This is a genomic window from Paracoccus sp. SJTW-4 (assembly GCF_047716885.1).
In the GTDB taxonomy this organism is placed as follows: domain Bacteria; phylum Pseudomonadota; class Alphaproteobacteria; order Rhodobacterales; family Rhodobacteraceae; genus Paracoccus; species Paracoccus solventivorans.
In genome coordinates, this window is record NZ_CP136681.1 from 416,920 (window position 1) to 437,478 (window position 20,559).

At 68.3% G+C, this 20,559-nt stretch carries 16 protein-coding genes and 3 tRNA genes; 10 read left to right on the top strand and 9 right to left on the bottom strand.

Features of this window, described 5'->3' with window-relative positions; genetic code table 11:
• Positions 1–373: 373 nt before the first annotated feature.
• The 4 genes from phaC (at position 374) to RSP45_RS02095 (ending at position 3,915) form a co-directional block, all read left to right on the top strand.
• A complete protein-coding gene (gene phaC, locus RSP45_RS02080) occupies positions 374–2,281 on the top strand; it encodes a class I poly(R)-hydroxyalkanoic acid synthase (RefSeq protein WP_415393040.1) in 1,908 nt (635 codons plus the stop codon).
• A 208-nt stretch (positions 2,282–2,489) separates the two neighbouring features.
• Positions 2,490–2,966, top strand: coding sequence for a Phasin (locus RSP45_RS02085; protein WP_073066180.1), 477 nt, complete (start codon positions 2,490–2,492; stop codon positions 2,964–2,966).
• A gap of 136 nt (positions 2,967–3,102) precedes the next feature.
• Positions 3,103–3,786, top strand: a complete 684-nt coding sequence (phaR, locus tag RSP45_RS02090; protein WP_415393041.1) for a polyhydroxyalkanoate synthesis repressor PhaR — start codon at positions 3,103–3,105, stop codon at positions 3,784–3,786.
• Positions 3,787–3,825: 39 nt separating this feature from the next.
• Positions 3,826–3,915 (top strand) — tRNA-Ser (locus RSP45_RS02095).
• Positions 3,916–4,358: 443 nt separating this feature from the next.
• Here RSP45_RS02095 and RSP45_RS02100 read toward each other — a convergent pair.
• Complete coding sequence (locus RSP45_RS02100; RefSeq protein ID WP_415393042.1) at positions 4,359–4,823, bottom strand: Lrp/AsnC family transcriptional regulator; 465 nt, start codon at positions 4,821–4,823, stop codon at positions 4,359–4,361.
• A gap of 109 nt (positions 4,824–4,932) precedes the next feature.
• Here RSP45_RS02100 and putA point away from each other — a divergent pair, with 109 nt between their 5' ends.
• Complete coding sequence (gene putA / locus RSP45_RS02105) at positions 4,933–8,352, top strand: bifunctional proline dehydrogenase/L-glutamate gamma-semialdehyde dehydrogenase PutA (protein WP_415393043.1); 3,420 nt, start codon at positions 4,933–4,935, stop codon at positions 8,350–8,352.
• Between the two features lie 480 nt (positions 8,353–8,832).
• Here the strand turns inward: putA and RSP45_RS02110 are convergent.
• Positions 8,833–8,907: transfer RNA gene (locus RSP45_RS02110), tRNA-Asn, on the bottom strand.
• Between the two features lie 79 nt (positions 8,908–8,986).
• Positions 8,987–9,850, bottom strand: a complete 864-nt coding sequence (locus RSP45_RS02115; RefSeq protein ID WP_415393044.1) for an MBL fold metallo-hydrolase — start codon at positions 9,848–9,850, stop codon at positions 8,987–8,989.
• 60 nt (positions 9,851–9,910) lie between these two features.
• Here RSP45_RS02115 and RSP45_RS02120 point away from each other — a divergent pair, with 60 nt between their 5' ends.
• From RSP45_RS02120 to RSP45_RS02140, 5 genes are all read left to right on the top strand, one after another.
• Complete coding sequence (locus RSP45_RS02120) at positions 9,911–11,251, top strand: ATP-binding protein (RefSeq protein ID WP_415393045.1); 1,341 nt, start codon at positions 9,911–9,913, stop codon at positions 11,249–11,251.
• Between the two features lie 248 nt (positions 11,252–11,499).
• Positions 11,500–13,929, top strand: a complete 2,430-nt coding sequence (lon, locus tag RSP45_RS02125; RefSeq protein ID WP_415393046.1) for an endopeptidase La — start codon at positions 11,500–11,502, stop codon at positions 13,927–13,929.
• 289 nt (positions 13,930–14,218) lie between these two features.
• Positions 14,219–14,545 carry an HU family DNA-binding protein gene (locus tag RSP45_RS02130; RefSeq protein WP_415393047.1) on the top strand — a complete coding sequence of 109 codons (327 nt, stop codon included), beginning with the start codon at positions 14,219–14,221 and terminating at the stop codon, positions 14,543–14,545.
• Positions 14,546–14,610: 65 nt separating this feature from the next.
• Positions 14,611–14,685, top strand: a tRNA-Val gene (locus tag RSP45_RS02135).
• 161 nt (positions 14,686–14,846) lie between these two features.
• Positions 14,847–15,221 (top strand): putative zinc-binding protein, encoded by a 375-nt coding sequence (locus RSP45_RS02140; RefSeq protein ID WP_415393048.1) that lies wholly within the window; start codon positions 14,847–14,849, stop codon positions 15,219–15,221.
• Here the strand turns inward: RSP45_RS02140 and RSP45_RS02145 are convergent.
• The 6 genes from RSP45_RS02145 to RSP45_RS02170 form a co-directional block, all read right to left on the bottom strand.
• On the bottom strand, positions 15,218–16,552 hold the full coding sequence (locus tag RSP45_RS02145) for a glutamine synthetase family protein (RefSeq protein ID WP_415393049.1): 1,335 nt from the start codon (positions 16,550–16,552) through the stop codon (positions 15,218–15,220). The two genes, RSP45_RS02140 and RSP45_RS02145, sit on opposite strands and share 4 nt — an antisense overlap.
• A 3-nt stretch (positions 16,553–16,555) precedes the next feature.
• Complete coding sequence (locus tag RSP45_RS02150) at positions 16,556–17,392, bottom strand: ABC transporter permease (protein ID WP_415393050.1); 837 nt, start codon at positions 17,390–17,392, stop codon at positions 16,556–16,558.
• The gene (locus tag RSP45_RS02155) at positions 17,389–18,273 is read right to left on the bottom strand and encodes an ABC transporter permease (RefSeq protein WP_415393051.1); all 885 of its coding nucleotides are present in this window, start codon (positions 18,271–18,273) and stop codon (positions 17,389–17,391) included. Before RSP45_RS02155 ends, RSP45_RS02150 begins: the two co-directional genes overlap by 4 nt.
• Positions 18,274–18,325: 52 nt before the next feature.
• Complete coding sequence (locus RSP45_RS02160; protein WP_415393052.1) at positions 18,326–19,084, bottom strand: transporter substrate-binding domain-containing protein; 759 nt, start codon at positions 19,082–19,084, stop codon at positions 18,326–18,328.
• Between the two features lie 27 nt (positions 19,085–19,111).
• Positions 19,112–19,945 (bottom strand): ABC transporter ATP-binding protein, encoded by an 834-nt coding sequence (locus RSP45_RS02165; protein WP_415393053.1) that lies wholly within the window; start codon positions 19,943–19,945, stop codon positions 19,112–19,114.
• 89 nt (positions 19,946–20,034) lie between these two features.
• Positions 20,035–20,493, bottom strand: coding sequence for a TerB family tellurite resistance protein (locus tag RSP45_RS02170; RefSeq protein ID WP_073065895.1), 459 nt, complete (start codon positions 20,491–20,493; stop codon positions 20,035–20,037).
• Positions 20,494–20,559: the final 66 nt, after the last annotated feature.

A 20,559-nucleotide genomic window follows, 5' to 3' on the forward strand; every position in this document is an offset into this window, starting at 1 on the left:
ACAGGACGACAGCCCGGCGCCGCGCCGGGGCAGGGGCAGCGCCGGGGCAGGGCGGGGCCGCAGGGCAGCAGGGACGGCGGACGCGGGGACGGGGCAGGGCGAGGCCGCACCGCGCCCGAATCCCACAACGGAGGGCGGCAAGGCGGCGGATGCGCCGGTGACCCGGAAACCGGCGGCGCGGCGGGCGAAAGCCGTCGGCGCAGCGTCGGCAGGGGCCCCTGCAAAGCCGCGCGCGTCGCGCAAGGCGGCAGCGGCGCAACCGGCGCAGCCGCAAGCCGCCGTGGCCGAGACCACGCCGAAGCCGCGGGCGCCGCGCAAGGCTGCGGCTCCGGCCGCAGCGCCACAACCCGAGCAGCCGCAAGCCGCCGCGGCGATGGCCGAGCCCACCGCGAAGCCCCGCACGCGCAAGGCCGCGGCCCCGACCGCGCCGCAAGCCGAGCAGCCGCTCGCGCCGCAGCCTGCGCCGCAAGCTGCGGCCGCTGAGGCGCCTTCCTCCGCCGCCCCGCTCGACCCCGCCAACCCGCTGACCACCCCCGGGCTTTCCGACCGGCTGGCGGAAAACATCGCCCGGATCGAGACGCTGGGCCACCGGCTGATGCGCTCGCTGGCCACGCGGCCGGTCTATCCGCCCGGGGTCGAGGGGCCGGGCCCCGAGCTTTACGGCTCGGTCGCGCAGGCGTGGCTGAAGCTGGCCACGGAACAGCCCGCGCGGCTGATCGAGCAGCAGGTCCGCTATTGGGGCGAGACGCTGCGTCACGTCGCCGAGGCGCAGGGAGCGTTCGCGCAGGGCTTCCAGCCCGGCAGCCCCGACACCCCCGCCGACCGCCGCTTCAAGAACCCGCTGTGGCAGACGAACCCGTTCTACAACTTCGTCATGCGCCAGTATCAGATCAATGCCGAGGCGCTGCGCAAGGCTGCCGAGGATCTGGAGATCGAGGGCGAGACCGAGCGCCGCCGCGTCGACTGGTTCACCCGCCAGATGATCGACATGCTCGCCCCCACCAACTTTCTGGCCACCAACCCCGACGCGCTGCTCAAGGCGCTGGAGACCGAGGGCGAAAGCCTGGTGCAGGGGCTGGAGAATCTGGTGCGCGACGTGGAGACCAGCGGCGGCGAGCTGATCGTGACGCTGGCCGACCGCGAGGCGTTCAAGGTCGGCGCCAATATCGGCACCACCCCCGGCGAGGTCGTCCACCGTTCGCGGCTGTTCGAGCTGATCCAGTTCACCCCCACCACCACAGAGGTCCACCAGACGCCCCTGATCGTGTTCCCGCCCTGGATCAACAAATACTACATCCTCGACCTCAAGCCGCAGAACAGCCTGCTGCGCTGGCTGGTCGAACAGGGCTACACGCTGTTCGTGGTGTCGTGGAAGAACCCCGATTCCACCTATGCAGACGTGGCGATGGACGATTACGTTTCGGCCTATCTCGAGGCGATGGACGTGGTGCGCGAGCTGACCGGCGAGCGGCAGCTGAACGCGGTCGGCTATTGCATCGCCGGCACCACCCTGTCAGCGACGCTGGCGCTGCTGAAGCAGCGCGGCGACGACCGGGTGAAGTCGGCGACCTTCCTGACCACGCTGACCGATTTTTCCGACCAGGGCGAGTTCACCACCTTCCTGCAGGACGATTTCGTCAGCGGCATCGAGGACGAGGTGGCCCGCACCGGCTATCTGTCGGCGCGGCTGATGCAGCGCACCTTCAGCTTCCTGCGCGCCAACGACCTGATCTGGGGCCCGGCGATCCGCAGCTACATGCTGGGGGAAACCCCGCCCGCCTTTGACCTGCTCTACTGGAACGGCGACGGCACCAACCTGCCCGGGCGCATGGTGACGCAATATCTGCGCCAGCTGTGCCAGGAAAACGCGCTGGTCGAGGACGGGTTCGAGATCCTCGGCCACAAGGTCCACCTGTCCGAGGTGACGCTGCCGCTGTGCGCCGTCGCCTGCGAGGGCGACCATATCGCGCCCTGGCTGCACAGCTGGAAGGGCGTGGCCCGGATGGGGTCGCGCGACAAGAGCTTCATCCTGTCGGAATCGGGCCATATCGCCGGGATCGTGAACCCGCCGGGACGGATCAAATACGGGCATTACATCTCGGACGCCGGGTTCGAGGGCAGCCCGCAGGACTGGCGCGACCGCGCCACCTATCACGAGGGCAGCTGGTGGCATCACTGGGAGGAGTGGCTGGCCCGCCACTCGGGCCCGATGGTCCCGGCCCGGGCGCCGCGGGAATCGCTGGCTCCGGCGCCCGGCACCTATGTGCTGGAAATGGCCTGAGGGGTCCGGCTTGTCCCGGGGGCGCGGTGCGCAAGCGTTGCGCCCCCCTTTTTTTCACAGCGTCGTCAACGGGCTGCGGCATCGGCGGATTTTTGCTGCACCGCAGCAGGAAATTTTCACGCGAGGATTGCAATGCTGCGGTGCAGCATCTATTCTTATGGGCATCAACCCGCGCCGAATCCGCGCCACTGACCCGCAGGAGATACTCATGGCGAAGACCCCCGATTTCACCAAGCCGTTCCAGGACATGCTGGCCAACTTCCCCGTCGACACCTCGTCGCTGACCGAAGCCTTCCGCTCGCAGTCCGCGCTGAGCGAGCGGATGACCCGCGTCGCCCTGCAGGCGGCCGAGCGTTCGACCGAGATCTCGGCCGCCTGGGCCAAGGACACGCTGTCGCGCATGGGCGAGCTGACCACCTCGAAAGAGCAGCCCTCGGACTATGCCAAGGCGATGTCCGACTTTGCCTCGGCCGCGGCCGAGCTGGCCGCCGAGCACATGGCCGCCTATGCCGAAGTCGCCAAGAAAGTGCAGATGGACACCGTCGATCTGCTGCTGAACGCCAGCAAGGACGTTCAGGCCGACGCGCAGCGCATGGCGCAGGCCGCCAGCGACAACGTGCAGAAAGCCGCCCGCCAGGTGCAGGACGCCGCCGGCGCCGCCGCCAGCAAGGCCCCCAAGGTCTGAGCACCGGCCACGCCGGGGCCGCGCCACGCGGTCCCTGCCATCGGAACGCGCGCCCTTTGCCGGCGCGCGTTTTTTCTTTTGCAATCGCGGGGTCGGGGCCGCATCATTGCTGCAAATGCAACAGAGCGAAGCGACCATGTCCCCCGAACCCGCCACGGCCCCCGCACCCGCCCCGGCCGAGCCGCTGCTGATCAAGCGCTACGCCAGCCGCCGGCTCTACAACACCGAGACCAGCGACTACATCACCCTGGACGAGATCGCCCGGGTGATCCGCGAGGGCCGCGAGGTCCGCATCGTCGACCTGCGCTCGGGCGACGACCTGACCCGGCAATATCTGCTGCAGATCATCGCCGAGCACGAAAGCCGGGGCGAGAACGTGCTGCCGGTGGACCTGCTGACCGATCTGGTGCGCAGCTACACCGCGCAGGCGCAATCGGTGGTGCCGCAGTTCCTCGAGGCGAGTTTCGAGATGCTGCGCAACGGCCAGTCGCAGATGCTGGAACAGCTTTCCGCTTTGCAGCACCCGATGGCCTCGATGCCCGGGTTTTCGGAAATGCAGCGCCAGCAGCAGATGTTCCTGCGCGCGATGATGGGCGGCTGGACCGGCAGCAGCGGCCCGGCCCCCGACGATTCCGACGACGCCGAACCCGCCGCCTCTGCCCCCCGCAAGCCCGCCGCCGAACCCGCCGGCCCCGCCCGCGCCCCCCGCAAGCCCCCCCCCGCCGCGCCCCCCCGGGACGCCGCCGCGCCGACCTCCTCCGAGGCCGAGGAGATCCGCCGCCAGCTCGCCGAACTTCAGGCGCGGATCTCGAAGCTCTGACTTGCAGCGGCCGCGCCCCCGCGCTACACGCCATCCCACGGAGCGGTGGCCGAGTGGTCGAAGGCGCACGCCTGGAAAGTGTGTAGGCGGGGAACCGTCTCGAGGGTTCGAATCCCTCTCGCTCCGCCACTTGCACGTTGCAAACCCGAAAACAGGTCCCCTCGCGGGGCCTTTTTCTTTACGTGTCAAAAGGGTTTGCTGGGACCTTCCTTCCTTCGGCGACCGGCCGCCGGTGCGAAATCGGTCCTTGAAGGTCCGCCGTCTTTTCATCCCTTCGCCTTCGGCGAAGCGAGGTGTGAAAAATCATGGTTTTCAATGGGCTATCAGAACATGTTCTGTGCTCCGGCTTCGCCGGTTCCGGCATCGTTCCGCTCCGAATGGAGACGCGACAGGGGCGAGGCGGTGCTTCCTGCCTGGGCTAACCTTGCCGGGGGAGCGTTCCTTGAAGTCGCCGGAAAATCTTCGATGAATCAAAGGTATTGCGCCCTGCCTGCCCTCATCAGCTTCGGCGATCGCAATCAAGCCGGAGGACAACTGAGAAAACCCTCACTAGATCACCCCCGCCAACCCCCTCAATCCAGAGGAAAGTTCTGCTCGACCACCGCTTCCATCGAGACGTGGCTCGAGGTGTTGCTGATATGGGGCAGGACCGAGATCTTCTCGGCCAGGATGCGGCGGAAGTCGGCCATGTCGCGTGAGCGGACCTTGATCAGATAGTCGCAGCCGCCGGCGATCATGTAGCATTCCTCGACCTCGGGGATCGCCCGGACGGCGGCGTTGAACTGTTGCAGCGCCTGTTCGCGGGTGTCGTGCATGCTGACCTCGACATAGGTCACGTGGGTCAGCCCCAGCTTCAGCGGCGACAGGATGGCGCGGTAGCCGGTGATCAGGCCGATCTCTTCCAGATGCCGGATCCTTGCGGCGACCGGGGTCTTGGACAGCCCGACCTGCCGCGCCAGCTCGGCAATCGGGATTCGCGCGTTCCGGGTCAGGGCGGCAAGGATTTTGCGGTCCTGTGCATCCAGTGTCACGCTCATGCTGCCAAAGACCCCGATTTTGTTCGCTTGGACTGTCTGTACGGGCATCTTTGGGCGAAACGCCCAGGCAAAATCTGATAAACCCGTCCCATCGAATAAGGAGACCGGCATGAGCGCTGTCAACCCCGCGACCACCCTCGAGGCGTTCACCACCCAGGCGAAATTCGCCGACGAGGCGGAAGTGCTGGCCTCGCTGGCCGCGCAGGCGCAGCTTGACCCCGGCCAGCGCCGCGCCATCTCGGCCCGCGCCGCCGAGCTTGTCCGCCGTATCCGCGCCGAGGCACGGCCGACGATGATGGAGCATTTCCTGGCCGAATACGGGCTTTCCACCCGCGAGGGCGTGGCGCTGATGTGCCTGGCCGAGGCGATGCTGCGCGTGCCCGACCGCATGACCATCGACGCGCTGATCGAGGACAAGATCGCGCCCTCGGACTGGGGCCGGCATCTGGGCGAGGCGTCGTCTTCGCTGGTCAACGCCTCGACCTGGGCCCTGATGCTGACCGGCAAGGTGCTGGACGACGATCAGGCCGGCATCGCGGGGACGCTGCGCCGCGCGGTACGCCGTCTGGGCGAGCCGGTGATCCGCACCGCCGTCGGCCGCGCCATGAAGGAGATGGGCCGGCAGTTCGTGCTGGGCCAGACCATCGAAGGGGCGCTGGAACGCGCGGCCAAACGCGAGGCGCAGGGCTTCACCTACAGCTACGACATGCTGGGCGAGGCGGCGATGACCGGGGCCGACGCGGCCCGCTACGATCGCGCCTATTCCGACGCCATCGCGGCGATCGCGAAAGCCTGCACCAGGGGCTCGGTCGAGGAAAACCCCGGCATCTCGATCAAGCTTTCGGCGCTGCATCCGCGCTACGAGGTGGCGCAGGAAGCCCGCGTCATGGCCGAGCTGGTGCCGGTGGTGCTGAAGCTGGCGCGGCAGGCCAAGGCCGCCGGCATGGGCATGAACATCGACGCCGAGGAACAGGACCGGCTGGTGATCTCGCTGAAGGTGATCGAGGCGGTGCTGTCCGACCCCTCGCTGGCCGGTTGGGACGGGTTCGGCGTCGTCGTGCAAGCTTACGGCAAGCGCGCGGGCCAGACCATCGACTGGCTGCACGCGCTGGCCGAGCGTCTGGACCGCCGCATCATGGTGCGGCTGGTCAAGGGCGCCTATTGGGACACCGAGATCAAGCGCGCCCAGGTCGAGGGGTTCCCGGGCTTTCCGCTGTTCACCACCAAGGCGGCGACCGATGTCAGCTATATCGCCAACGCCCGCAAGCTGATCGGCTATGCCGACCGCATCTATCCGCAATTCGCCACCCACAATGCCCATACCGTCGCCGCGATCCTCAAGATGGCGGGCGGCATCCGCTATGAGTTCCAGCGCCTGCACGGCATGGGCGAACGGCTGCATGACATCGTGCTGCGCGACCACGGCAGCCGCTGCCGCATCTATGCGCCGGTCGGTGCGCATCGCGACCTGCTGGCCTATCTGGTGCGGCGGCTGCTGGAAAACGGGGCGAACAGCAGCTTCGTGAACCAGATCGTGGACGAAGCCATCACCCCCGAGGAGGTCGCCCGCGACCCGTTCGAGGCGCTGGAGACCGCGCGGCCGCCGCGCGCGCTGCTGGCGCCCGCGGCGCTGTTCGGGGACACGCGCAGGAACTCGACCGGCTTCGACCTCAGCGATGAACAGACGCTGGCAAGGATCGATGCCGCCCGCGAGGGGGCGATCCCGGATGCGATGCCGCTGACCGTCTCGGCGCCCACCGGCAAGATGCAGGATGTGTTCAACCCGGCCACCGGCGACAGCATCGCGCAGGTGCTGATGGTCGATGCCGAGACCACCGCCCGCGCCATCGATGACGCGCGCATCTGGGACGCGCCCGCGTCGGAACGGGCCGCGGTGCTGCGCCGCGCCGCCGATCTTTACGAAGAGCATTACGGCCCGATCTTCGGCATCCTCGCGCGAGAAGGGGGCAAGGCGCTGCCCGACGCGGTGGCGGAACTGCGCGAGGCGGTGGATTTCCTGCGCTATTACGCCGCCGAGGGCGAGGCCCATCCCGGCACGCCGCGCGGCATCATCGGCGCGATCAGCCCGTGGAACTTCCCGCTGGCGATCTTCACCGGCCAGATCGCGGCGGCGCTGATGGCGGGCAATGCCGTCATCGCCAAGCCGGCCGAGCATACGCCGGTCGTCGCCGCCTATGCCGTGGGGCTGCTGCGCCAGGCCGGGGTGCCGAAAGCCGCGCTGCAGCTGCTGCCCGGGGCCGGCCGCGTGGTCGGCACGGCGCTGAGCTCGGACCCGCGGGTGGCGGGGCTGGTCTTCACCGGCTCGACCGCGACCGCACAGACCATCACGCAGACCATGGCCGGAAACCTTGCGCCCGGCACGCCGCTGATCGCGGAAACCGGCGGGCTCAATGCGATGATCGTCGATTCCACCGCCCTGCCGGAACAGGCGGTGCGCGACATCGTGAACTCGGCCTTCCGCTCGGCCGGGCAGCGCTGTTCGGCGCTGCGCTGCCTTTACGTGCAGGAGGATATCGCGCCGCATCTGATCGAGATGATCCGGGGCGCGATGGACGAGCTGCGCGTGGGCGACCCGTGGCACCTGGCCACCGATGTCGGCCCGGTGATCGACCCCGGCGCGCAGGGCGAGATCGCCGACTATGTCGCCGCCAACGCCAATCGCCTGCTGCACCGGCTGGCGGTGCCCGCGCAGGGCTGGTTCATCCCGCCGACGCTGCTGAAAGTGTCGGGCATCGATGACCTGGACCGCGAGATCTTCGGCCCGGTGCTGCATGTCGCCACCTTCCGGGGCGACCAGCTGGAGCAGGTGATCGCCGACATCAACGCCCGCGGCTTCGGCCTGACCTTCGGGCTGCACACCCGCATCGATAGCCGCGTGCAAGAGGTCTCGGACGCGATCCGCGTCGGCAATATCTACGTCAACCGCAACCAGATCGGCGCGGTGGTGGGCAGCCAGCCCTTCGGCGGCGAGGGGTTGTCGGGCACCGGCCCCAAGGCCGGCGGGCCGCGCTATGTGCCGCGCTTCCTTGCCCCCGCCACGCCCTCGGTCCCGGCCGGACGCTGGCAGGGGCAGGCCGACGAGGCGCGGCTGCGCGCGGCGCTGGCCGCGGCCGCGCCGCGGAAGATCGACGAACGGCTGATGCCCGGCCCGACCGGAGAGCTGAACCGCCTGACCGCGCATAGCCGTCCGCCGGTGCTCTGCCTTGGTCCGGGGGCCGAGGCCGTGGCCGCGCAGGTGGCGGCGGTCGAGGCGCTTGGCGGGCAGGCCGTCGGCGCCGACGGCGACCTGCCGCCCGAGGCGCTGACCCGGCTGCCGCAGCTCTCTGCCGTGCTGTGGTGGGGCGACGAGGGGCAGGGCCGCGCCTATGCAGGGGCGCTGGCCGCGCGCGAGGGCGAGATCGTGCAGCTGGTGACCGCGATGCCCGACCTGGCCCATGTCGCGCATGAGCGCCACCTGTGCGTGGACACCACCGCCGCCGGCGGCAACGCCGCGCTGCTGGCCGGCTGACTGGGCGCGGGTGCCGCAACGGCCCCCGAATTGCCGCCCCTTATCTCGCGGATATGGGCACGCCGCAGCCCATATCCGCGCCATCCGATGCAACAGGATATCTTTCGATAGTCGATTTCATCGGGCTACGACATGAAGCTGGCCGAGCGCGGCGATCACCGCCTACGACTACTCGATTGGGTAACTGCCCGCATCGACTGGATCGACGGACAGTTGGGCTAGCTATGCGACTGAGCAGCTGATGCCCACCCGGCGCTTGAACGAACCATTCAAGCGGCGTTCAACAGCGCGGCGTCAAAACCATCGTGCTGCAAATATTGGAGGCAGACTCTGCAAATTTCGATGGCACGCTACACCCATGGGTGCTCCGATTTGGCGGAACACGGGTTTTCACTCAGGCGCGTCGTGTATGGCACCTTGGTATGGCATTCAGGACGGAACCTGAATTATACCAAATCTATCAATGTCTTGGATAGGTTTTGGCTCCGGCGGTAGGGATCGAACCTACGACCAATTGATTAACAGTCAACTGCTCTACCGCTGAGCTACGCCGGAACACGAGGGGGCATTTAGCACCCGGATTCAGGGGCGTCCAGAGGGGGCGGGCAGATTTTTGCATCGGTGGGCGACAAGGTCATCCGCCCGCCCGCTGCCAGCGCAGATCGGCCCGCACCGGCCCGTTGCCGGCGACCGCGCCCAGGTCGGCCAGGGCCAGCAGATGCGCCAGCACGTTGCGCTCGGCTGCGGGCATCAGATGCGCGGGGATGGTGTAGATGCGGGCGGCCAGCTCGGCGGCGGTGCCGGGGCCGGCGTCCAGCGCGGCCAGAATCTGGGCCGAGCGCAGGCGGCGGTGGGCGGCCAGTTCCTCCAGCCGGGGCAGGGGGGCGGTGATCGGGTCGCCGTGTGCGGAGTAGAGCACCCGCGGCGCCAGCCGCGCCAGCAGGTCGAGCGAGCGGAAATAATCCACCAGATCGCCCTCGGGCGGGGAAATCAGCGAGGTGCTCCACCCCATCACCAGATCGCCGCAGAAGATCGCGTCGCCCAGGCGGAAGCTCAGATGCCCGCCCATGTGGCCCGGTGTGTGCAGCGCCTGCAGCGTCCAGTCGGAGGAGCGCAGCTCTTCGCCGTGGCGCAGCTCGATGTCGGGGCGGAACCCGGCATCGACGCCCTCGCCCCCGGTCAGTCCGGTGGCCGCCAGCCGCGCCATGGTGGGCGAGCGCCCCGAATCGGCGGCGCCGAAGGCGAACACCGGCGCCCGCGTCGCCTGCGCCAGCCGCGCCACCCCGGCGCTGTGGTCCAGATGCGCGTGAGTGACCAGGATATGCGAGATCCGTCCCTCGGCCAGCTCGAGAATCGCGTCGATATGGGCGGGGTCGTCGGGGCCGGGGTCGATCACCGCGACCTCGCGTTCCCCGATCAGGAAGCTGTTGGTGCCGGGGCCGGTCATGGCCGAGGGATTCGGGGCCAGCACGACCCGCACTTTCGCTGCGTCACTCATCGCACTAGGCTGGACCGGCGCGCGGGCCGGTGCAAGCGGCAGCCGGGCAGGGGAGGGCGCATGGATTTCGGCTGGCTGAAGCGGTTCTTTCCTCGCGGGCTTTACGGGCGGGCGGCGCTGATCCTGTTCCTGCCGGTGGTCGCGGTCACGCTGGTGGTGACGGTGATGTTCCTGCAGCGCCATTTCGAGGGGGTGACGCGGCAGATGGTCGAATCGGCCGCGGCGGAAATCGCGCTGGTGGCGGAACGCGTGCAGGCCGCCCCCGACGACGCCGCGGCAAGCAGCGCCGGCGCCGCCATTGCCGCGCCGCTGGGGCTGACGCTGGAACTGCCCCCGGCCGCGCCGGTGACCGAGGGGCGGCAGTCCTATGATTTCTCGGGGCGGGTGGTGATCTCGGAAATGCACCGGCAGCTGCCGCAGGTGGTTGCGGTCGACCTGTGGCAGGTGCGGCAGGTGCGGGTGCTGGTCGGCGGCGAACGCCCCTTCGTGCTGGAACTGCCGCGGCGGCGGTTGACCGCCTCGAACCCGCATCAGCTGCTGGTGCTGATGCTGGGAACCTCGCTGCTGATGACGGCGATCGCGACGGTATTCCTGCGCAACCAGCTGCGCCCGATCCGGCGGCTGGCGCTGGCGGCCGAAGCCTACGGGCGCGGCGAGGTCACCCCCTATCGCCCCGCCGGCGCCATCGAGGTGCGCAGCGCCGGCCGCGCCTTTGTCGAGATGCGCGCGCGGATCGAGCGGCAGAACGAACAGCGCAAGCTGATGCTGACCGGGATCAGCCACGACCTGCGCACGCCGCTGACAAGGCTGCGGCTGGGGCTGTCGATGCTGTCGCCCGACCTGCCCCCGGACCCCGACGAGATCGCGGCGATGGAGCGCGACGTGGCCGAGATGGGGGCGATGATCGACGCGTTTCTGGACCACGCCCGCGCCGAGGCGCAGGACGGCGCCCCCGAAGCCGTCGAGGCGCGCGAGTTCCTGGACGAGATCGTCGCCGATGCGCAGCGCGGCGGCCATCTCGTGCGGCTGGCCGATTTCCAGGCCGGCGCCGGGGGCGGGCAGCTGGTGGTCCGCGTGCAGGCGCTGCGCCGCGCCATCGAGAACCTGATCGCCAATGCCGTGCGCCATGGCACGAGGGTCGAGATCGCCGCCCGGCTGACCCCGCGCAGCTTTGCGGTGACGGTCGAGGACGACGGTCCCGGCATCCCGCCCGAACGGCGCGAGGAGGCGCTGCGCCCCTTCGTGCGGCTCGATTCGGCGCGCAGCCGCAACCAGGGGCAGGGGGCGGGGCTGGGGCTGGCCATCGCCGCCGACATCGCCCGCGCCCATGGCGGCGAGCTGCGGCTGGGCGACAGCGCCCGGCTGGGCGGGCTCAAGGCGGAAATCGTGCTTCCGCGGTGATCCGGCTCGCTTCCTCTGCCCGCGCCCTTCTTCCTTGTGAATATCCCGGGGCTTGCGAGCGCCCGGAACACAGTCCGGCGGACCGTTTTCTGCGAACAAGGCCGCGGCAGCGCCCCGGTCCGGCCTCGCCGCCCAGGCCGCCTTATCCCATTGCAGCCCCGGCCTCGCGTTCCTAGATTGTCCTCAAGCAGGACCGGCGCGCTGCCCGTTCCCTGGGGGCCCGCCGGTCCGGGCATGAAAGGACGATTATGAACGACACGACCCACACCACCTATCCGGTGCTGCCGCTTCGCGACATCGTGGTCTTCCCCCACATGATCGTGCCGCTTTTCGTCGGCCGCGAGAAATCCGTCCGCGCGCTTGAAGCGGTGATGGAAGCCGACCGGCCGATCCTGCTGGCCGCGCAGAAGGACGCGTCCATCGACGAGCCCGACACCGACGGCATCTTTACCACCGGGGTGCTGGCCAACGTGCTGCAACTGCTCAAGCTGCCGGACGGCACCGTCAAGGTGCTGGTCGAGGGGCAGGCGCGTGTCCGCATCACCGGCTTTGTCGAGAATGCCGAATATTTCGAGGCCACGGCCGAAAAACTGGCCGAGACCGAGGGCGACGCCGACGCGATCACCGCGCTGGTGCGCACCGTCGCCGAAGAGTTCGAGCGCTACGTCAAGATCCGCAAGAACATCCCCGAGGAAGCGGTGACCTCGGTCGCCGGCACCCGCGACCCGCACCGGCTGGCCGATCTGGTGTCCGGCCATCTGGGCATCGACGTCGACCGCAAGCAGGAGCTGCTGGAGACTCTGGACGTCGCCGAGCGGCTGGAAAAGGTCTATGGCCTCATGCAGGGCGAAATGTCGGTCCTGCAGGTCGAGAAGAAGATCAAGTCGCGCGTCAAGTCGCAGATGGAGAAGACGCAGCGCGAATACTACCTGAACGAACAGATGAAGGCGATCCAGCGCGAGCTGGGCGACGACGACGAGGGCCAGAACGAGCTGGCCGAGCTGGAAGAGCGGATCGAAAAGACCAAGTTCAGCAAGGAGGCTCGCGAAAAGGCGCTGTCCGAGCTGAAGAAGCTCAAGTCGATGTCGCCGATGTCGGCCGAGGCCACGGTCAGCCGCAACTATCTGGACTGGCTGCTGTCGCTGCCCTGGGGCGTGAAATCGCGCACCAAGCGCGACCTGACCGCCGCCGAAAAGGTGCTGGACGCCGATCACTACGGTCTGGAAAAGGTCAAGGAACGCATCGTCGAATACCTGGCGGTGCAGACCCGCTCGGACAAGCTCAAGGGGCCGATCCTGTGCCTCGTCGGGCCTCCGGGCGTGGGCAAGACCTCGCTGGGGCGGTCGGTGGCGCGGGCCACCGGGCGCGAGTTCATCCGCATTTCGCTGGGCGGGGTGCGCGACGAATCCGAGATCCGCGGCCACCGCCGGACCTATATCGGCAGTATGCCCGGCAAGATCATCCAGGCGCTGAAAAAGGCCAAGACCACCAACCCGCTGATCCTGCTCGATGAAATCGACAAGATGGGGCAGGATTTCCGCGGCGACCCGGCGTCGGCCATGCTTGAGGTGCTGGACCCGGAACAGAACTCGACCTTCGTGGACCACTATCTCGAAGTGGAATACGACCTGTCGAACGTGATGTTCCTGACCACGGCCAACAGCTACAACATGCCGGGCCCGCTCTTGGACCGGATGGAGATCATCAGCCTGGCCGGTTACACCGAGGACGAAAAGCGCGAGATCGCCCGCCAGCACCTGCTGCCCAAGCAGATCAAGGCGAACGGGCTGAAAAAGGGCGAGTTCAGCGTGACTGACGAGGCGCTGACCCACGTGATCCGCTATTACACGCGGGAAGCGGGGGTGCGGAATCTCGAGCGCGAGATCGCCAAGCTGGCGCGCAAGGCGGTGACCGAGATCCTCAAGGGCAAGGTCACCTCGGTCGAGGTCACCCCGGACAAGGCCGAGGAATACCTGGGCGTGCGCCGCCATCGCTATGGCCTGGCCGAGAAAGAGGACCAGGTGGGCGTGGTCACCGGGCTGGCCTGGACCAGCGTCGGCGGCGACCTGCTGCAGATCGAGGCGCTGAAACTGCCCGGCAAGGGCGTGATGAAGACGACCGGGAAACTGGGCGAGGTGATGAAGGAATCCATCGACGCCGCCTCCAGCTTTGTCCGCTCGGTGGCGCCGGAGCTGGGCATCAGCCCGCCGGAATTCGCCAAGCGCGACATCCACGTCCACGTCCCCGAGGGCGCGACCCCCAAGGACGGGCCGTCGGCGGGTCTGGCGATGGTGACCTCGGTCGTCAGCGTGATGACCGGGATCCCGGTGCGCAAGGACATCGCCATGACCGGCGAGGTCACGCTGCGCGGCAACGCGCTGGCCATCGGCGGGCTGAAGGAAAAACTGCTCGCGGCGCTGCGGGGCGGTATCAAGACCGTGCTTATCCCGCAGGAAAACGAGAAGGACCTGGCCGAGATCCCGGCCAACGTGAAAGAGGGGCTGACCATCATCCCCGTCTCGAACGTGCGCGAGGTGCTGCGCCACGCGCTGGTCCGGATGCCCGAGCCGATGGAATGGGACGAGGCCGCCTGGGAGGTGGCCGAGGCCAAGCGCCTGGCCGCGCTGCGGGCCGAGGCGGTGCCGGGGCCGTCCTCCTCAGGGCCGGTCGCGCACTGAAACGGCCGGGAAAACCCGCCGCTACAGCGGGTTGACGATAATGTGATCGCGCGCCTGTCCGGGCGCGCGATCTGTTTTCCGCGGTATGGTTGTCAGCTTGTATGCTTGCGTCCAGGCGCGCAGAACCGTGCTATGCATGGGAAAAATGCCCTCTGCCCAACGGCAGGGTAATAAAATTCCATTGTTATCAAATGTCTGCCATAACTTTTCTGAGGACATAGAAGGGTTGCATACGGCGGTGGGACGGATAACCCTGCGCGGGCCTGAGCAGCCATAACAGGTTTCAACCATGTCCGATGACAAGAAGGTGGCGCGCTTTCCGCGACCGGCGCCCGCCCCCAGCGCAGACCCGATCCCGGCCCGGATCCTGCACAAGCGCGAGTTCCTGACCCGGGTGGCCCATCAGGTCAACGTCCCGCGCGCCCAGATCCGCGAGGTCGTCGAGGCCACGCTCGAGCAGCTGGGCAGTGCCATCGCCGAGGGCGAGACCCTGGCCCTGCCGCCGTTCGGCAAGGCGCGGGTCAGCCGGCAGCGCACCACCAAGGGTGGCGAGGTGCTGATCCTGCGGCTGCGTCGCAAGGGGGCGGCCGAGGCCCAACGCGACGCGGCGGAATGAAGCTTTCCGGCACCCCAACTTGGGGCTTGCCGTCGGCGAGAAGGGGCGTTATCACCCCCTCCACCGGGCGATTAGCTCAGCGGTAGAGCGCTTCGTTCACATCGAAGATGTCAGCGGTTCAAATCCGTTATCGCCCACCATCATTGCCCTGCTACTGTTTCTGAAACACGGTAGCAGGGCTTTTTCTTTCCGGCCCCGGCCGGCGCGCCGGGGCTGCGACAATTCGCGCCTTCGGGCCGCCGCGCGCCGGGGGCTATGCTGCGTCCCGCACCCAAGCCACCCGAATCCTCCGAGGGCCGTCATGTCCGCGCGCGCGCAGCTTCCGCTTGTCTATTCCTGTTCCGGCTGTTCCAGCGCCGCGCAGATGGCGAATTATCTGGCGGTGTCACTGGACCGGCGCGGGTTGGCCGAGATGTCCTGCATCGCCGGGGTCGGGGGCGACGTGCCCAAGCTGGTGCGGGTGGCGAAATCCGGGCGCCGCATCGTGGCGATCGACGGCTGCGCGCTGGCCTGCGTGCGCAATTGCCTGGCCCGGCACGGGGTCGAGCCCTCGGAATACCATCTGCTGTCCGACCACGGGGTGCGCAAGCGCTACCGCACCGACTACGACCCCGACGAGGCCGCGCTTGTGCTGGACGAGCTCGTGGCCTCGTTGGCGGCGCGGGACGCCGCCTAGACCGTATCCAGATACAGCTCGACGGTTTCGTCGTCCGACAGTTCCGCCATGTAGTGCAGTTCCTGCCGCTTGGTCATCAGCAGATTCTCGATCAGGTGCTGCGGGAAGATGCGCTTGATCTCGGGGCAGGTCTCGAACGCGTCGATGGCGGCCGCCCAGCTGCCGGGCAGCTGTTCCAGATCGTGGTCATAGGCGTTGCCGGTGATCGGGGCAGGGCAGTCCAGCCGGTCCTCGATCCCGTTCAGCGCCGCGCCCAGGATCGCCGCCAGCGTCAGATAGGGGTTCACGTCGCCGCCGGGGGTGCGATGCTCGATCCGCCGCGCCGCGGGGGCGGAGGCCGGGATGCGGATCGCCGAGGTGCGGTTCTCGTACGCCCAGCCGATGCCGGTGGGGGCGTGGGCGTTGGGCACCAGCCGGTCATAGCTGTTCTCATGCGGCGCAAACAGCAGCGTCGAGCCCGGCATCGCCCGCAGGCAGCCCGCCACCGCATGGCGCAGCATGTCTGAACCGCCCTCGGTCCCGTCGTCGAAGATGTTGCGCCCTTGCGTGTCGAGGATCGAGAAATGCATGTGCATCCCGTTGCCGGCGAAACCTTCATAGGGCTTGGCCATGAAGGACCCGGCAAAGCCGAACTGCCGCGCCACCCCCTTGACCAGCAGCTTGAACAGCCAGGCGTCGTCCGCGGCCTTCAACGGGTCGGGCTGGTGCATCATGTTGATCTCGAACTGCCCCGGCGCGGCCTCCTTGATGGCGGTGTCGGCGGGGATGTCCATCGCCTCGCAGGCGTCGTAAAGCCGGGTGAAATACTGGTCGAACGCGTCCAGCGCCCGCAGCGACAGGGTTTCGGCGCCGGTGCGGCGCTTGCCGGACCGGGGCGAGGGCGGCACCTGCAATTCCCCGAACTTGCTGTCGTCGATCAGGAAGAACTCCAGCTCGGTCGCCACCACCGGGGTCAGCCCGGCGGCCTTGTAGCGTTCGACCACGCGGGCCAGCGCCTGGCGCGGGTCGCCGTCATAGGGGCGCCCGTCGGGGTGGAACATCCAGATCGGCAGCAGCGCGGTAGGCGCGTCCAGCCACGGCATTGGCAGGAAGCCGCGCTCGGTCGGCAGCAGCAGCCCGTCGGGGTCGCCCGCCTTGAACACCAGCGGGCTGTCCTCGATATCCTCGCCCCAGATGTCCATGCTCAGCACGGAATAGGGGAACTTGGTGCCCTCGCGCAGCAGCCGCTCGGCAAAGCGCACCGGCATCCGCTTGCCGCGGGCAACGCCGTTCAGATCGACCGCCGCGACGCGGATGGTCTTGACCTCGGGGTGCTCGTGCAGCCAGTCCATGGTTCACCTGATGATGTTCGGCCGATAGCGCAGGCGCCGTGCCTGCCCGGGCAGATGCCGGTTCAGCCGCTGGTTGACGACCCCGAACAGCCAGATCAGGCACAGGGTCAGAAGGATGAAATACCCCGCCGCGATCGGATAGGCGACAAAGGGGTTGAAGGTCTTGTCGGCCAGGTAGCTGGCGTAATACAGGCTGTCGCCCTCCTGCCGAAACGCGGGAAAGCCGGAAAAGAACACCAGCGTGGTGGCGTGGAACAGAAAGATCGCCTCGTTGGTATAGGCGGGCCATGCCAGCCGCATCATCGTCGGCCAGACGATGCGGCGGAACCGCGCCCAGCCGGTCAGGCCAAAGGCGTCGGCGGCCTCGAGATCGCCCTTGGGGACATTGCGCAGCGCGCCGTGGAAGATCTCGGCCGAATAGGCGGCGGTGTTCAGCGTCAGCACCAGCAGCGCCCCGGCCCAAGCCCGCGCCATCCAGCCGGTGGGCAGGGTCAGGCCAAGGATCGACAGCCCCTCGCGCGGTAGCAGCACCAGCGCCGAATAGGCCAGGAAGAACTGGATGAACAGCGGGCTGCCGCGAAAGACGAAGATGAAGCCCTCGGCCGGGCGGCGCAGCCAGCGGCGCGGGCTGGCCTTGGCCAGCGCCAGCCCGTTGGCCAGCACAAAGCCCGCCGCCAGCGCCAGCACCCCGAAATACAGGTTCCAGATCATCCCCGAGCCGATCAGCGTCACCTGCTGGCACAGGGTGAAGTCGCTGCGCGGCAGCAGCCGCTCGCCGATCCCGATCGAGCGCAGCCCATAGTCGGCGATGGTCTGAAGGCATTCGGCGGCGGCGCTCATGCGGCCACCCCCGCCTTGCGCATCGCCTCGCCGGCCAGCGTGGCCTGACCGCGCGACAGGCGCGCGGACAGCCGGTCGATCGCCCGCTGCGACACCCAGGTCATCAGCAGGTAGAACACCAGCAGCGCCAGGAAATACCACACCCGCCAGTCGCCGTGCGGATAGGCATAGGTGGTGGTCTTGGTGCCGCCCAGCTCGCGCGCCCAGTAGACGATGTCCTCGACCCCCAGCAGGAACAGCAGCGGCGTGGCCTTGATCAGGATCATCCACAGGTTCGACAGCCCGGGCAGCGCATAGCTCCACATCTGCGGGATCAGGATCCGGCGGTCGATCTGGCGCGGGGTCATGCCGTAGGCCTCGGCGGTTTCCAGCTGCGCACGTGGCACCGCCTGCATCGCCCCGTAAAGCACATTGGTGGCAAAGGCGCCGAACACGATCGAGAACGCCACCACCGCCAGCCCGATGCCATAGGCGTCATGCACCCAGCCCGGCGCCGTCCCCAGCGGCATCTTGGCGGCGGCGCAGACCACGAATTCGTTGCCCTGCCGCACCGGCACCGACGGGTCGCAGTAGACCCGCGAACGCAGCCACTCGATCCCCTGGTCCAGCGCGATGGGCACGAACAGGAAAAAGATCACGTCCGGCACGCCGCGCACCACCGCGGCATAGGTTTTGCCCAACCAGCGCAGCGGCGCAAACCCCGACCGCGCCGCCAGCGCCCCCAGGAACCCCAGCGCCAGCGACACCGGCGCGGTCAGCGCCAGCAGCAGCAGCACCGTCCCGAAAGAGGCATAGAACAGCAGATGCGTGCCCGAGCTGAGATAGCAGCTCAGCCAGGCGAGACCCTCGAGGGTCCTGGGATCGGCGCAATAGGCGAACATCGCGGGCGGGGGCGTTCGGGGCCGCCGTCACCGGCGGCCCCGTGGGTTCCGATCAGTTCCCGGCCTCGGCCTTCGCCTCGGCCTGGGCAGCAAAGGTCATGGATTCGTCGCCCAGCCACTTGGTGATCAGCGCGTCCAGCGAGCCGTCGGCTTTCATCTCGGCGATGGCCTTGTCGAAGCGGGCCTTCAGCTCGGTGTCGGACTGGCGCATCCCGATGCCCAGCCCTTCGCCGACGACCACGCGGTCCTGCCCCTCGACCCAGACCAGATCGTCCGAATCGCGCTCGAACGGCACCAGGAAGTCGCGGTCGGCGAACACCGCCTCGGCCTCGCCGTTGCGCACGGCGGCGATGGCTTCCTCGCCGGTGGCGAACTCGATCAGCGTGGCGCCGGATTCGGCGACATAGCTGGCCTGGATGGTGCTGGTCTGTGCGGCCACCACCCCGGAGATGTCGGCGTCGGGGGTCAGCGCCAGATAGGCCGAGGGCGGCGGCGGCGTATATTCATCGGAAAACGCGATGGATTTCTTGCGCTCGTCGGTGATGTTCATCCCGGCCATGATCGTGTCGTAGTTCGAGTTGACCAGGTTGGGGATGATCGAATCCCAGTCGTTGCGCACCCAGGTGCATTCGGCGCCGATGCGCTTGCACAGCTCGTTGCCCAGCTCGATCTCGAACCCGTCGACCTCGCCCTTTTCGTTGACGAAATTGTAGGGAGGGTAGGCGCCCTCGGTCCCCATCCGCAGCGGCTCGGCAAGCGTCGCGCCCGCGCTCAGCGCCAGGGCCGCAGCGGCGATCAGCAGGTTCTTCATCTGGGTGTCTCCTGTCGGTTGGTTGTCTCAGGCGGCCATGGTCGCGCTGAGGAATTGGCGCAGCCGGTCGGTCCGGGGAGCGCGGAAAATCTGGTCGGGCGGGCCTTCTTCCTCGATCCGTCCCTGGTGCAGGAACACCACGCGGTCGCTGACCTCGGCCGCCAGCCGCATGTCGTGGGTGACCAGGATCATGGTGCGGTGCTCGGCCGCCAGGTCCTTGATGACCTTGACGACTTCCTGCTGCAATTCGGGGTCGAGCGCGCTGGTCGGCTCATCGAACAGCAGCGCCCGCGGCTCCATGCACAGGGCGCGCGCGATGGCGGCGCGCTGCTGCTGGCCACCCGACAGCTGCGCGGGCCAGGCGTCGGCCTTGTCGCCGATGCCGACCTTGGCCAGCAGGGCGCGGGCGCGCGATTCCACCTGCGCCTGCGGCTGGCCCAGCACGGTCAGCGGCGCCTCCATCACGTTCTGCAGGATGGTCAGGTGCGACCACAGGTTGAACTGCTGGAACACCATCGCCAGGTTGGTGCGCAGCCGGCGCACCTGCGCGCGGTCGGCGGGCTGGCGGTCGGGGCCGCTGTTGGTCCAGCGGATCGGCTCGCCCTCGATACATATGTCGCCGGCCTGCGCGATCTCCAGCAGGTTGCAGCAGCGCAGCAGCGTGGATTTCCCCGAGCCGGAGGAGCCGATCAGCGTCACCACATGCCCGCGCGGCGCCGCCATGTCGACGCCCCTGAGCACCTCGAGCTGGCCGTAAGCCTTGTGCAGGCCGCGAATCTCGATGACCGGCGGGTCCGCGTCGGCGGCAGAAGGGCCTGGGGCAGGGGCGCCGGCCCGCGAAGGTGAATGTTGCGCGGTCATGGCTGGCATCTGGCGCAATTCCGCGGCGGATTGCAACGGTGACGTGGCAAGAGAGGCAAGGGGTCGCGGGGGTGGGGCGGCGGCCCGGCTCAGCTGTCCGGGTCGGTGGCCAGCGCCACGCCTTCGCGCACGCGGGCGCTGTCGGCCTCGCTGATGCCCAGCAGCTGGGCGATGCGGTCCACCGCCGCGGTTTCCCACAGGGTTTCCGGGCCGTCGGTGCGCGCCAGATCCCACAGCGCCGCGACGATTCCCGCGCATTGCTCGCGCGGGATCCGCTCGCGGATGGCGGCGGTCAGGCGCTCGGTATCGGGGACCTCGGCCTCGACCATCTCGGCGGCGGCGCGGCGATCGGCGATCTCGTCGGGGGCAAGCCGCTGGCGCAGCGACAGCAGCACGTCGATCCGCTGCCGCTCGGGCTCGCCATAGCGGTTGTCGGCGCGGGCCAGCCGCACCAGCAGCGCCGCCACCGCGACTTCGGCATCGTCGTGCGAGAGCGCGGCTCCGGCGGGAATCTCACCCAGTAGTCGAGGCAACAATCTGCGAAACATGGCCGGAGTATCCGCACAGGTCTTTTGCGGTTTCAAGTTAAACAATAGCAACGCTGTCGCCCGGTC

Coding starts and splice junctions, on each gene's coding strand:
- phaC (WP_415393040.1), top strand. CDS start 374: ATGGCCGAGCCCACCGCGAAGCCCCGCACGCGCAAGGCCGCGGCCCCG.
- RSP45_RS02085 (WP_073066180.1), top strand. CDS start 2,490: ATGGCGAAGACCCCCGATTTCACCAAGCCGTTCCAGGACATGCTGGCC.
- phaR (WP_415393041.1), top strand. CDS start 3,103: ATGTCCCCCGAACCCGCCACGGCCCCCGCACCCGCCCCGGCCGAGCCG.
- RSP45_RS02100 (WP_415393042.1), bottom strand. CDS start 4,823: ATGAGCGTGACACTGGATGCACAGGACCGCAAAATCCTTGCCGCCCTG.
- putA (WP_415393043.1), top strand. CDS start 4,933: ATGAGCGCTGTCAACCCCGCGACCACCCTCGAGGCGTTCACCACCCAG.
- RSP45_RS02115 (WP_415393044.1), bottom strand. CDS start 9,850: ATGAGTGACGCAGCGAAAGTGCGGGTCGTGCTGGCCCCGAATCCCTCG.
- RSP45_RS02120 (WP_415393045.1), top strand. CDS start 9,911: ATGGATTTCGGCTGGCTGAAGCGGTTCTTTCCTCGCGGGCTTTACGGG.
- lon (WP_415393046.1), top strand. CDS start 11,500: ATGAACGACACGACCCACACCACCTATCCGGTGCTGCCGCTTCGCGAC.
- RSP45_RS02130 (WP_415393047.1), top strand. CDS start 14,219: ATGTCCGATGACAAGAAGGTGGCGCGCTTTCCGCGACCGGCGCCCGCC.
- RSP45_RS02140 (WP_415393048.1), top strand. CDS start 14,847: ATGTCCGCGCGCGCGCAGCTTCCGCTTGTCTATTCCTGTTCCGGCTGT.
- RSP45_RS02145 (WP_415393049.1), bottom strand. CDS start 16,552: ATGGACTGGCTGCACGAGCACCCCGAGGTCAAGACCATCCGCGTCGCG.
- RSP45_RS02150 (WP_415393050.1), bottom strand. CDS start 17,392: ATGAGCGCCGCCGCCGAATGCCTTCAGACCATCGCCGACTATGGGCTG.
- RSP45_RS02155 (WP_415393051.1), bottom strand. CDS start 18,273: ATGTTCGCCTATTGCGCCGATCCCAGGACCCTCGAGGGTCTCGCCTGG.
- RSP45_RS02160 (WP_415393052.1), bottom strand. CDS start 19,084: ATGAAGAACCTGCTGATCGCCGCTGCGGCCCTGGCGCTGAGCGCGGGC.
- RSP45_RS02165 (WP_415393053.1), bottom strand. CDS start 19,945: ATGACCGCGCAACATTCACCTTCGCGGGCCGGCGCCCCTGCCCCAGGC.
- RSP45_RS02170 (WP_073065895.1), bottom strand. CDS start 20,493: ATGTTTCGCAGATTGTTGCCTCGACTACTGGGTGAGATTCCCGCCGGA.